Source organism: Mesorhizobium sp. M0618 (assembly GCF_040320765.1).
In the GTDB taxonomy this organism is placed as follows: Bacteria; Pseudomonadota; Alphaproteobacteria; order Rhizobiales; family Rhizobiaceae; genus Mesorhizobium.
Genome location: NZ_JAMYQH010000052.1, coordinates 18180 through 29549 on the forward strand (window position 1 = coordinate 18180; position 11370 = coordinate 29549).

Annotated in this window: 16 protein-coding genes and 1 pseudogene; 9 read left to right on the top strand and 8 right to left on the bottom strand. The window is 57.7% G+C overall.

The window, feature by feature from the left end; genetic code table 11:
- Window positions 1–28 precede the first annotated feature (28 nt).
- Window positions 29–256, bottom strand: coding sequence for a hypothetical protein (locus NKJ04_RS32395; RefSeq protein WP_352679858.1), 228 nt, complete (start codon window positions 254–256; stop codon window positions 29–31).
- 32 nt (window positions 257–288) lie between these two features.
- Here NKJ04_RS32395 and NKJ04_RS32400 point away from each other — a divergent pair, with 32 nt between their 5' ends.
- Both NKJ04_RS32400 and NKJ04_RS32405 read left to right on the top strand, forming a co-directional pair.
- Window positions 289–444 carry a hypothetical protein gene (locus NKJ04_RS32400; protein ID WP_352679861.1) on the top strand — a complete coding sequence of 52 codons (156 nt, stop codon included), beginning with the start codon at window positions 289–291 and terminating at the stop codon, window positions 442–444.
- Window positions 445–922: 478 nt separating this feature from the next.
- Window positions 923–1249 (top strand): GYD domain-containing protein, encoded by a 327-nt coding sequence (locus tag NKJ04_RS32405; protein ID WP_352679864.1) that lies wholly within the window; start codon window positions 923–925, stop codon window positions 1247–1249.
- Window positions 1250–1353: 104 nt separating this feature from the next.
- On the opposite strand, the gene NKJ04_RS32410 is transcribed toward NKJ04_RS32405, so the two are convergent.
- Both NKJ04_RS32410 and NKJ04_RS32415 read right to left on the bottom strand, forming a co-directional pair.
- Window positions 1354–1965 carry a class I SAM-dependent methyltransferase gene (locus NKJ04_RS32410; protein ID WP_128304605.1) on the bottom strand — a complete coding sequence of 204 codons (612 nt, stop codon included), beginning with the start codon at window positions 1963–1965 and terminating at the stop codon, window positions 1354–1356.
- Between the two features lie 128 nt (window positions 1966–2093).
- The gene (locus NKJ04_RS32415; RefSeq protein ID WP_027040217.1) at window positions 2094–2408 is read right to left on the bottom strand and encodes a YMGG-like glycine zipper-containing protein; all 315 of its coding nucleotides are present in this window, start codon (window positions 2406–2408) and stop codon (window positions 2094–2096) included.
- 248 nt (window positions 2409–2656) lie between these two features.
- Here NKJ04_RS32415 and NKJ04_RS32420 point away from each other — a divergent pair, with 248 nt between their 5' ends.
- On the top strand, window positions 2657–4222 hold the full coding sequence (locus NKJ04_RS32420) for a recombinase family protein (protein WP_352679867.1): 1566 nt from the start codon (window positions 2657–2659) through the stop codon (window positions 4220–4222).
- On the top strand, window positions 4222–5076 hold the full coding sequence (locus NKJ04_RS32425) for a plasmid partitioning protein RepB C-terminal domain-containing protein (protein ID WP_352679870.1): 855 nt from the start codon (window positions 4222–4224) through the stop codon (window positions 5074–5076). Before NKJ04_RS32420 ends, NKJ04_RS32425 begins: the two co-directional genes overlap by 1 nt.
- Window positions 5077–5119: 43 nt before the next feature.
- Here the strand turns inward: NKJ04_RS32425 and NKJ04_RS32430 are convergent, their stop codons facing one another.
- A complete protein-coding gene (locus tag NKJ04_RS32430) occupies window positions 5120–5365 on the bottom strand; it encodes a hypothetical protein (protein WP_352679873.1) in 246 nt (81 codons plus the stop codon).
- 259 nt (window positions 5366–5624) lie between these two features.
- Between NKJ04_RS32430 and NKJ04_RS32435 the strand changes: the two genes are divergently transcribed.
- The 3 genes and pseudogenes from NKJ04_RS32435 to NKJ04_RS32445 all read left to right on the top strand — a co-directional run bounded on the left by NKJ04_RS32435 (window position 5625) and on the right by NKJ04_RS32445 (window position 6810).
- Window positions 5625–6095: a hypothetical protein gene (locus NKJ04_RS32435; protein WP_352679876.1), complete on the top strand. Its 471-nt coding sequence runs from the start codon at window positions 5625–5627 to the stop codon at window positions 6093–6095.
- A 17-nt stretch (window positions 6096–6112) separates the two neighbouring features.
- Window positions 6113–6382: pseudogene (locus NKJ04_RS32440) on the top strand (SOS response-associated peptidase family protein); the annotation flags it as partial.
- A gap of 50 nt (window positions 6383–6432) precedes the next feature.
- On the top strand, window positions 6433–6810 hold the full coding sequence (locus NKJ04_RS32445) for an SOS response-associated peptidase family protein (RefSeq protein ID WP_352679879.1): 378 nt from the start codon (window positions 6433–6435) through the stop codon (window positions 6808–6810).
- On the opposite strand, the gene ku is transcribed toward NKJ04_RS32445, so the two are convergent.
- Complete coding sequence (gene ku / locus NKJ04_RS32450; protein WP_352679882.1) at window positions 6811–7635, bottom strand: non-homologous end joining protein Ku; 825 nt, start codon at window positions 7633–7635, stop codon at window positions 6811–6813.
- Between the two features lie 86 nt (window positions 7636–7721).
- A complete protein-coding gene (locus NKJ04_RS32455; RefSeq protein WP_352679884.1) occupies window positions 7722–8582 on the bottom strand; it encodes an ATP-dependent DNA ligase in 861 nt (286 codons plus the stop codon).
- 110 nt (window positions 8583–8692) lie between these two features.
- On the opposite strand from NKJ04_RS32455, the gene NKJ04_RS32460 reads away from it, so the two are divergent.
- Window positions 8693–8881 carry a DUF3606 domain-containing protein gene (locus NKJ04_RS32460; protein ID WP_352679887.1) on the top strand — a complete coding sequence of 63 codons (189 nt, stop codon included), beginning with the start codon at window positions 8693–8695 and terminating at the stop codon, window positions 8879–8881.
- The gene (locus NKJ04_RS32465) at window positions 8878–9081 is read left to right on the top strand and encodes a hypothetical protein (protein ID WP_352679889.1); all 204 of its coding nucleotides are present in this window, start codon (window positions 8878–8880) and stop codon (window positions 9079–9081) included. The genes NKJ04_RS32460 and NKJ04_RS32465 overlap by 4 nt, the downstream gene beginning before the upstream one ends.
- Here the strand turns inward: NKJ04_RS32465 and NKJ04_RS32470 are convergent.
- Both NKJ04_RS32470 and NKJ04_RS33770 read right to left on the bottom strand, forming a co-directional pair.
- On the bottom strand, window positions 9057–9383 hold the full coding sequence (locus NKJ04_RS32470; RefSeq protein ID WP_352679891.1) for a KTSC domain-containing protein: 327 nt from the start codon (window positions 9381–9383) through the stop codon (window positions 9057–9059). The two genes, NKJ04_RS32465 and NKJ04_RS32470, sit on opposite strands and share 25 nt — an antisense overlap.
- Window positions 9384–9783: 400 nt before the next feature.
- Window positions 9784–10053 (bottom strand): terminase small subunit, encoded by a 270-nt coding sequence (locus NKJ04_RS33770; RefSeq protein ID WP_502898003.1) that lies wholly within the window; start codon window positions 10051–10053, stop codon window positions 9784–9786.
- Window positions 10054–11370: the final 1317 nt, after the last annotated feature.

An 11370-nucleotide genomic window follows, 5' to 3' on the forward strand; every position in this document is an offset into this window, starting at 1 on the left:
GGAGGGTTGAAATCAGCCGTTCAGCAGATCAGCGGTCTATCCGCTCGCATTCATCAAGTAGGCCACCAAGCTCCAGGCAGAGATCGACGCGGCCGAGGCTGTTGGCCTTGTCAATCCCCATGCGTCGGTTGTAAGCCGACACGGTGTCCTTCAATTGGGACACCCGACCGGCCTTGTGACCGCTGGAATAGGCGAAACCCGCGATGCAAACACTTGCGGTGATTGCAAGAGCGGCAGTCTTGGAGTTCATTGGCATTCTCGCCTTCGAATCGACTTGGGGAGCGATCAATGGAAGACAGTTTGACTGAAATAGCGGCGCGGCTCCAGATGCACTGGAAGGCTTGGGCTCCCGCAATCGGCCTTGGCGTTGCCGCCGCCATCGGCATGATTTGGACCGTTTATCTGCCGATAGTTGGGCTTCGCCATCTGCTCGGGTACAATTAGACCCTATCCTTTATGGCCCAAAATTCTCAGCCTAACTAATGGCTTTCCTAGCACGCCACCCACCACAACGTCGCGCCATGCTGTCTGTGTGGCGAGCCCTTCCACCGCCGCAACGCCGTTGGGTGATCGAGCACAAGCGTGCCCTTGGCTTGTAAGGCCCGGACGTGAACACCAACTACGTCCTAGCTAATTTAGCTTGCGGCGAGTTCAAGACCCAAACGCAGGACTTGCCGAGGATGAGGAAGGCCAAGCGTCAGCAGGCCCGGCACGAAGGCACAAAAAAAGCCGGCGCGATGTTTTCAGACCCCGGCCGGCGTGTCGTTCGATTGGAAGGCTCGGCGGTACATCCAAATCTGAAACTCGCGGGGGCCTGGCTGCGAATAGCCGGGACGTTGCGCTTCCATTAGCTTGAGCGCATATTTCGTCGGCCGGCGAGCCTACCCGTAAGCTGGTCAAGCGGCGACTTTGGAGGTGAACCATGCCCATGTATCTCTCCCGATTCAGCTATACGCCCGAGACATGGGCGCGCTTGATCCAAAACCCCGAGGATCGACGCGAGGCGGCCCGTTCTTACATCGAGTCAGTGGGCGGAAAGTTGCATGGGTTCTGGTATGCCTTCGGAGGGCGCGATGGCTGGAACCTGTGGGAGGCGCCAGATAACGTGTCGATGGCGTCCGTCGCGCTTGCCATCGGTGCGGGGGGAGCGCTCAGCTCGTACGAGACCACCGTCCTCCTAAGCGTCGAAGAGACGATAGAAGCCCTTGGGAAGGCGAAGTCCATCCGCTATCGCCCGCCGGCATCGTAGAGGGCGTCCCAGAGTCTCGCCAGCGCGCGTTGCGCAACCCCGCCGTTTGTCGACCTCCTTTGCCAGATCCAAGGCTCTTAGCTTTGTCCTTGGCGGTCAGCCTCTCACGCCTTCTTCGCAAACGCCCAGACCATCAGCGGGTATTCCTCGTCATTGCTCAAATCCCGCCACAGGCCGTAGGCGCGGACGGGGCCGCCGATATGGGCCCTGGCGCAGGCCTTGTTGCCCCAGCCGTGGACCTTGACGTTGGCTTCCGCGAAGCCGCCCTCGACCATAAGCTGCTTGAGACCGGCGGGGGTCCATCTGTTGTAGTCGTGCGGCCTGGCGTGAACGCGAAACAGGAAAGGTGTCGCCACCATCGCCCAGCCGCCGGGCCTCGTCATGGCGTGGATGTTTTCCACCGCCGCGTGCGGCCGCCGCACATGTTCCAGCACCTGATCGGCGATGACGATCGAATATTGCTCGTCGGTGCGATCCCTGCAGATGTCGAAGGCCGGAAAATCGACCGAGCGGTAATTGGGGCACATCGCCCGCCAGTAGCGGTTCCAGCCGGGCGAGATCTCGATCACGTCGGAAGCCTTGCGGTTGCCGGCTTCGAGAAAGAGCGTGAATGCCTCGATCTGGCGGATGCGCAGCCAGTTGCGGGAATCGTAACCGATGAGCCGTTTCACGGCGCGTTTGCTTTGGCTTTTCAGGGCGGCAAGGCTTGTCGTCACATCGACCTCCTCCCAAACCCGCCGCGAGGAACAGTCTAGCCCAAGCAAGTGGGCAAAAAATGACATGGTTGCGCCGCTCCCCAGAGCGGCGCTGGCTGAGTTAAGACGCTGGGTTCAGCGATACCTGCTTAGTAATCGCCGTTGTAATAACGGTCGTCGCAGGGGGCAGTGTAGATGCGGCCGCGGCGGTCCTGATAGCGGCACATCTGTTCGCCACGACGCTGCGGAGTGGTGGAGCTGCCGACAACCGCGCCCAGCAAGGCGCCCGCGCCCGCACCGATGAGCGTGCTTTCTGTGTTGCCGCCGATGGCCTGGCCGACGAGAGCGCCGCCGGCGCCGCCGATCAGCGCGCCGGTTCCGGCCCGCTGCTGGCCTTCGGTCTGCGCGCAGCCTGCCAGTGCTGCGGTCATCAGCACGGCGGCGATGGCTTTGTGAAAGTTCATGTGCGGTCTCCCTTGAAGGCCTGAAATCCCTACGGCTGGCCACGTGCGATCGCATTGCGGCGGAACGGGGGCGGGAGGTCTCACGATGTAAGACATGGTTTCTCGCTCGTTGAACGATAAGGTTTTTCAATCCGGAAATAAGGCTGAGTCCCGGCAGCCATTCGACATAAACTGTCTGCAAATTGGTAACCAAACGGCAGGGCAGTCTCAGTAAACTGTCGCAGAAACTTCGTGCCGGCGCGATAACGATGGGCAAAGATCCAGGCGTTCCCAAGGCTTCCTCGTTCAAGCCAAGAATCCGCGCGGCGCAGTATGTCCGGAGGTCGACCGACCTCCAGACTTATTCCATGGAGAACCAGAAGGACGCGATCAGCGACTACGCTGATATTATGGGTTACGACATTGTCGCCACGTACGAAGACGCGGGCAAAAGCGGTCTAAAGATTGGCGGCCGCCCTGGGCTGCAAGGCCTGCTGGCCGACATTGAAGCAAGACTCGGGAATTTTGAAACCGTCATTGTCTACGACGTGAGCCGATGGGGCCGGTTTCAGAACATCGATGAAAGTGCCTCCTACGAATACCGATGCCAGATTGCAGGTGTACGAATCGAATATTGCGCCGAGCAATTCGTAAACGACGGCAGCATCGGGTCCGATGTGCTGAAGGCAATCAAGCGGAGCATGGCGGCAGATTATAGCAGGGTGCTCTCACAGAAGGTTTTCGTTGGACAATGCCGATTGGTGAGAATGGGTTTTTGGCAAGGGGGCATTCCTGGCCTTGGCCTAAGGCGATTGCAGCTTGATAAAGCGGGCCAACCAAAAGGCATCCTTGCTCGCTACGAATACAAAAACCTGCAGACGGATCGGATCGTCCTCGTGCCCGGACCGCCCGAGGAAATCGCCGTTGTAAGGTTGATATTTGATCAGTTCGTGAGAGCCCGCAAAACACAGCTCGAGATAGCAAGGCTCCTCAACAAGCGTGGAATTGTCACGGATCTCAACAGGGCCTGGACGCGGGAATCGGTGAATCACATCATCGGCTGCGAGAAATATATCGGCCACAATGTTTGGAACCGGCGGTCGGCAAAACTCAAGCTGAAATGGGTTTTCAATCCGCCGTCCCAATGGGTGCGCGCAGACAACGCTTTCGACGCCATTGTTGACCCAAAGCTCTTCAGCCGAGCCCAAGCCATAGTGAGAGCCCAATCTGTGCTCATGAGCAGGGAGCAGATGCTGGCGGCCCTATCCAAGCTTCTTGAAAGGCGCGGGAAGTTAACCCGTTCAATCATCGACGCGGCGCCGGAATGCCCGCCCGCCGCCCGATACACGGCGCGCTTTGGCGATCTACTACGAACCTATGCCATGATTAATCACAATCCGCGACGGGACTTCACGTGGTTCGAGACCAACAAACACCTTCGAGCGATACGGGCGGGGATCATCAGGAATCTGCTGACTGCAATTGAAAATGTGGGCGGACATGCTGTGCATGATGAAGAAAACGACCTTATCCGTATTAACGGAGAGATGACGGTCGCTATGGCAACCTCCCGCTGCCAAGCCACTTGTTGTGGCTATCCTCGATGGGTGACAGGAACTGAGCGAAAACCTGAGCCCGACGTTTCCGTTTTAATACGGATGAATCCCGACAATCAGACAATCAGAGACTACCTAATCGCCGCCACAAGCGAAATGAAATACCTGACGGCGGGTTTGACAGCAAATAATGGGGCAAAGCTCGACGCGTTTCTTTTTACGTCGCTCGGGCCACTTGTCGCATTGGCTGAGCGTACCGCAATCCGGGAGTTGTGCTAATGGTTTCGGCCTTGGGTAATCAAACACTGAAAAGCAGCCGAGGAAGGCACGTCAAGTTGGCGGGTGGAAAGCCAGACGAGCCGGTCGCTGCTTTCACCACTCCGCTTTTCCTCAAAACATACAAAGCTGAATGCAAGAGGAAGCGCGCCTTCATTCGTGAGGGCGACCTGATGCGACGTAGGATGGGTAGGGTCGCCAAAATTCTTCGACCCCTGCTGGCAGACGAACAAATGCGCGACCTGCTTGTTGCGCAAAATCTCGCAACATTGCCACGAACGCTGGCCGCCAGAATTCTGCATGAGACGTACGATCTGGCGACTTTCGGGGTTGATGATCGGACGCCGACAAGTGGCGTCGGCAGAGGCGGAGGAGAGCTTATAGGGGGCATTGTTCCCGAAGTAATTGAACTGTTCCAGGATTGTTATCTGCCGCCCAAAATCTTTGGCGTGCTGCGAAAGCTAGCTCCCACTCGGCAGCTTGAAGTCACCAAACTTATGATCGCCATGAACAGGGTAACCTATAACTACGCGAAGATGGCCGTCGCCCTGAGTTCACAATCGCAGTTGGCCGATTCATCGAATCCCGGATGGAAATTTGCCCGCCTCACCGATGCGCAATTGGCGGCGTTGAAAACCGAATTCGAAGATCTTAGCAAACGCGTTCGAAATACAATGAAGCACTACGGAGTTTTGGCCCTAGAGCACATTTCGACAGGGAGGTATCTTAACCATCTGCTGGAAAACGTGCGCGTCGTCCGATTCCTCGCGCAGAAATTCCCCGAGACCCTTTCTGAAATTCAGAAATTTACAGAGCTGAGATCGGGGGATTTCAGCACATCGTATGCCCGCAATTGACATAGAAAATTTCGCGGGCGGCCAGATGTTAGCCGGGTTTTTCTCATCCTCTGAAGCGCTCGGTGTACCAAATCATTTTGCCGTCGACCTTCATCGGCTTGTGAATCATCAAGCGCTTAGGCAAGTGCTCCGGATGCACCTCCATGAGGGTAATTTTGATCTGCGGTTTGCATCGACTGCAATCGAACTTCAGCGTCTGCGGATCGACGCCGCCTCCGTAGACCATCATTAAGTCGGCCGACCGGCAGTAGCGGACATTGCCGCAACTGCACTCTGCTTTCACCAGCATATTGTGCCGGGTCGCCTTGCCTAGCGTGTCGATCGGATCATGCGCTATAGCTGATAAAAGAGGAACATATTCCTCTCAGGTCAAGAGCCCTTGACTCTTTTGTTCTCATTTTGTTCACTGATGGCAGGACAGACACAGGAGGCAGATATGGACCTGCTTTTGACAGTTCCGGGCGCATCGCCCGAATGCGCGCGGCATCGCTGCGGCGCAGGCGGTGCTGGACCGGGCGGGCATCACAGCTATTGAGGCGGCAGATGGAATGTTTGCGCTTGAGGGTTCGGACGATGCCAGTTTCCCTGACGAGGGTGAGCCAACAGTGGAAGAGGACGAAGCAGCGAGCGCCTGGATGGAAGCGTCGCGGGCAGCCTTAGAGGCATGTTGCGCTGACTGGCCCGCCGAAAAGCGTCCGGTTGCAGCCGATCTGCAATTGTTGTTGGACCCGGCAACACAATTGGCCGACCGGCCAACGGCATTGGCCATGCTCCGCGCTCTGACTGCCGCGCAAGAGGGCAACGGCGAATTCATGAATTCGCAAATCGGCATACTGGCGGACAGGTTGGCTGTCGATGTGGACAATCCGAGCGCTCTAATTGCGGCGGTGACGGTTGCCTTTACCAGGCTGGAGCTTGCGGGATTTCGTCCAGGCGAGCCGATCGAGCCCAAGCGCCAAGCCGTCTATGATGCGGTCGACGCCCTTGAAGCTGCGACCGAGATGTCCACATCGCATTGAGGCAACAGGGGCAACGCATGTGCAGCCGCTATACCAGATACTTGACCTGGTCCGAAATCCACCAGCTATACCGCCTGACGGCGCCGGCTGAGACCGGCCGCAATGACGCCCCTCGCTATAACATCGCACCGACGGAGGAAGTCCCCTTCGTCACCGTAGGCGAGGACGGCAATCACAAGCTCCGCGAAGGCCGCTGGTGGCTCGTGCCGTTCTGGGCGAAAGAGATGCCCAAGGCGGCGATGTTCAACGCCAGGATTGAAGGCGTCGATGCAGCCCCGGCATTCCGTGACGCATTCAAGTCGAAGCGCTGTCTGATTCCTGCGGATGGCTTCTACGAATGGACCACGCTGGCCGACGGCAAGAAGGCAAGAAGGACCCTTGGCATATCTATCTGCCCGGACACGCGCCGTTCTCGTTTGCCGGCCTGTGGGCCTACAATTCGAACCTCGACATCACCAGTTGCACCATCATCACCGAGCCGGCCGGCGAGCCGATGAAGAACTTGCACGATCGACAGCCGATCATTCTCGATCAAGGCTATTACGACGCGTGGCTGGATCCGACGACACCCAAGGACTACCTGAAAGATATCCTAAGCCACGACCTCGACGGCCAACTGCAGTTCAATCGCGTCGGTCGCGACGTCAACTCGACGCTAATCAACAAGCAGCCCAATGACCATCCCGCCTTGGTCGGGCCTATCAATCCTCTCTAACTATGCTGACTTGCGGCCCTTCGCCTTTGGCCGGTCTTGGTTGATGCCCTCGTTGGCGAGGCTCTTTCGAAGAACCGAGGCCAGGTCGACCACGTTCTCTTTGGGTTTCGGCGCCGGTTTCGGAGGCTTTTTGCCTTTGCGCTTGGCGTCGATCATGGCAATCAACGCATCCTCGTAGGTGTCCTCGAATTTCGAAGGATCGAACGTCGTCACCTTCTTGTCGATAAGAAGCCCAGCGATTTCGAGCAAATCCGCATCGTATTTCGGGCTTTTCACATCGTCGAAGACGGTGTCTTCCGATGTCATCTCATTGTGGGTCCGTAGCTCGGTCAGCAACATCCCTTTTCCAAGGGGCTGTATCAACACTTCGCGCCCGCGCTGATAGAGTACGACGCAGGAGCGTGCCGCAACGCGCTTCTTGGCCATCGCATCGCGCAGGACGGCAAAGGCCTCCAGGGAGGCACCGTCTGCCGGGATCAAGTAATATGGTTTCTCCAGAAAACGTGTGTCGATCTCGGCAACCGGAACAAAGGAATCGACGTCAAGTGTATGCTGCGACGTCAGTTTCAGTTTCTTAATCTCGTCCGGCTCGACGTGGATGAAATCGTCCTTGTCCGCTTCATAGCCTTTAATCTGATCCTCGGCTTCGACAACGTCGCCAGTCTCTTCATCGACATAGGCGCTTTTGACGGGTAAACCGTCCTTGCGGTTCAAAATCTTGAAGTGGATCTTGGATGCCTCGCTTGTGGCACCAACTATCTTCACCCCGCATGACACGGAACCGACCCTCAGAAAGCCCTTCCAGACCGCGCGTGGCGCCACCATGCCCCTTCTCCTAGACGTGCCGATGTTCCGCACAACGCAAGGCACACGGTTCTGTTCCGCTGGGGGAGCCCTCGTCGCCAGCGTTGTCATTCCTCACGATAGTCCAGCAGCTTCGCGTGGCGTAGTTGCTCCTCATCTTTCAGGAACTCCACGCGGCCGACAAGACCCGGCTTCAGCCATTCCGCCTTGTCTCTCTTCAGGCCTTTCGGCACTGGTCCGCCGATTTTGCCCTGCACGCGGTCCCATAGGCGCCTGCGTTTGTCGAACTTAAGATTGACGTTGGCGGTGCCGACATAGCGGCCCTTGTCGGCCATGAGAACTCTTGCCGCCTGCCCCGGATCACGCTGGACCCCGATGATGTTCATCTCCTTTTCATCGTAGCACTTGATCTTGCGCCAGTTCATCGTCGGGCCGCTGCGATAAAGACTGTCCCGGCGCTTCGAGACGATGCCTTCCTGTCCAGTCTGGTCCGCGACGTAGTAAACGGCGTCACCCGTGCCGGGCATCGCCTCGCTGAATTGGATGCGGCCGCCGGCCTCGATCATTCCCTGCAGGATCTCGCGCCGGTCTTCGAGCGGCATGCTGCGCAGGTCGTGTCCGTTTAGGTGCAGCAAATCGAAGGCGACGAGATAATAGTCCTGATAGGTCTCGCGGCTGCTGACCGCCGACTGCAGGGCATGGAAATCGGAGCGTCCAGCCTCATCAACCACGATGGCTTCACCCTCGATGATGAAATCGTCGGCCTCGGTCGCCGCAGCTTGGTCGGCAAGGATCTGGTAGCGTGCAGTCCAGTCGTACCCTCTCCTCGTCAGCAGGCGGATGCCGCCTTCATCCTTGATGAGCTGCGTGCGGTAGCCGTCGAACTTTATTTCGTGAATCCAGTCGTCACCCTCTGGTGGGTTATCGACAAGCTCCGGCTCCATCGGCTTGATGAACTTCAACCGCATGAACTGACCCCACCCGCGATTCAATCAGCTTTAGCTAAAATAGTTCCAAGAAGGATGAACAATGCGGCCAGGTGCGCGTTGCGGATCGACAACCTCTAGGAGGAACACCAATGGGAGACGACAAGAGCAAGCGTGATTTCCACGACCGCGACCGGGTATCAGGCGACCAAGAATATGAGGTCGGTTATCTCGCCAGCAAGTTTCAGCTTACGATCCCCGAGGTGCGTGAACTTATAAAAAAATACGGCAATGACCGGGAGACGCTGGAACGAGAAGCAAAAGCGCTGGGCAGTAGATGACCAAGCTGTCAGACCTTGGCCCGCCGATCCTTGGCGAGCAGCACGGCGGCGAGCCTGCCGACGAACGGGAGAATTTTATGATTTGCCCGGTATGCGGCCAGCGGCTCGACATGCGTGACTTCCGCCAGATCGCTTGGCACGATCAGCCCCAACACGAGCCGTTGGAACTGGAGCTCTATGTCACGAGCCGGAATGGGTAGCGATTGCGGACGTGGTCGTTGAAATATCGGCCCTTGGCAAAGGCAGCTTTGAACGCGGTGAAGGTCTCAACCGGTACGTCCAAGAACTCGTAGTGCTTCCCGCTGGCTACAAACCAGACTGAGAGAACCATGTTGTTCGGGTCATAGTCGAACTTGCGTATCGAGGTCGACGGCATGGCGTCCAACGAATGGCGGAGGCCTTGGTTGCATTTCCGCGCTCTTGCCGCGGCAAGCGCCACGGAAAGCAGCCTATTTATAGGGCCGCCTTTCCCCTCCGGCGGAGTGTTCGGTTCACCATTCATTTACGATTAGCGCAGTCTCATATGCGGACATGCTAGGTAGCTCGTACATGCCATAAGCCCCGGTGCCGCGACCCAGCGCTGGGGCTTTTTGTTCCCTGGATGAGGCCCGCCGGGCGCCGCTGCCGCGAACCGCGAGCCGACTCGACCCATCTTGTCCGTGGGCGAAGGGCGTGGACAAGTATCGATACGACAACATGTCTGATCGGTAGCGCACGCGGCGTGGTGCGCAGCGGGCACGTGCGCGCTTGCTGCAAGCGTTCCTAAGCGGCTTGTCTTCGTGACGGTGGCTGCGGCAGCCGCCTTGGTAGCGCAGTTCGCAGTGCAGCACAGCGAAGGCGCCCCTGACCTCCATGTTTCTAACTGGATCGCGCCGAGGCCGGAGGTGATCACCGGTGTCGCTTCAATCATTGACGGCGACACGATCGAGGTTCATGGCCAGCGCATTCGCTTCAATGGCATCGATGCTCCCGAGTCGGCGCAGCAGTGCGATGACGCTGCTTGCCTGGCTGCGAGGGCGGCGGCAACCAACATTCCCTAACAGACGCGGATCCTGCACATCTGCGGTCAATTCACTGTAACCGGCCCGGATTGCCGCCTGCGTGGCGTTCAGGTCGATCATCAATTCGTCAACGAAGCGCGCTTGCTTCGGGGTCAACTCGTTTGCGGGCATGGATGGTCTCCCCGGTCTGAGCGGGTGCGGAAATTTGGTTTGTTTCGAACATTGCTAGCGGCGGCCGCTAAGGTTGTTTTTTACTGTTGCACCTGTGGAGGAGTGCGGCGGTGGACCACCAACCAAAGAACAGTGTTTCGATTGAGCAATTAGACGGGCAGTGGGCGGTTCAGATCGTCTAGGACGGCGCGATCACGCAGCAGCTTTTCGAGACCGAGGAATTCGCGAGGAATTTCGCAGCCGGTCAATGGCAAAGGCTCGACCCGAAGCCTGTTCCCCAACGCGCCGGCAATGCCTTTAGATTGCTAAGCTTCAAAATTACTCAATTCGCAGATGCTGCACCGGGGCCGGAACTTTGATGCAATAGCGAAGTTCGGGAGGAGATATTTTCGCAGCAGGCACGCAGATGAACGGGATCGTAAACGACATCCTGGCCGAGGTGGCGGAGATACTCCCTCTCTGTGCGAAGGACGGGCGCGTCGCTCAGCTTCGGGATGTTCGGTCAATCGATCGACGCGCAGCGAAGACCCGTCATTGATCAGCAATGACGGGTCTTGCTTTGAGACCACTTGGCCCCGGGGTTGTAAGCCAAGCTGTCGCCCCAATTTTGATTCCCGACCCAGGTTCCCAGCTTGGGCAAATAATGCCGGTGGCGTCACCACCACGCAAAGTCGCTGAACGGGACAAGCAGGCCTTCACCAGACGTTTGGCTGCGCAGACCGAGCCGCATACCGAACATCGATCTTTGCATCAGGTTCCAGGATCGGGCAAAATAAGCCTGCGCCATGGTTCGGAAACGGAAGAGGCCGGTTCTGGTATGCAGCGTCCAGGTCGCCGACACGCACCACACGGAAATCCGTCCCGAAAAATTGCGATCGCCTCGGAAAGACTCCGAAAGCTGTCGCCAACTTTGGGCACCGATGATGGGAAGCGACGTCGCGCGTGCCCGGCTAAAGTCGCTATGATGTCCAAGGTTGCGTCCCAACAAAAAGGCCCGCCACCGTTCGGCGGCGGACAGTCTCACAGAGGGAAAACACACTGAACGGGAACAGTGCCCCCTTCGAAGCTTGTTTATGCGAGAATATTCCAACGCGTCCGCGAGATATAGTTGAAAGTCTCACTTGGGAGATCGCATGCTATATGGATGCGATTTTTCAAACTGGCCACACATGCTGGCAATGATCGCCCCTGGAGAATCCCTTTAAGGAAGTCGAGCTGCCGCGGGCGCTGCGTGCTAGGACGTAGACTCATTACCGCGTAGCCAGATGCGGATTGCGACGAGTTTGAGGGCGGCAAGATAGTTCTCAGCCAGCTTGT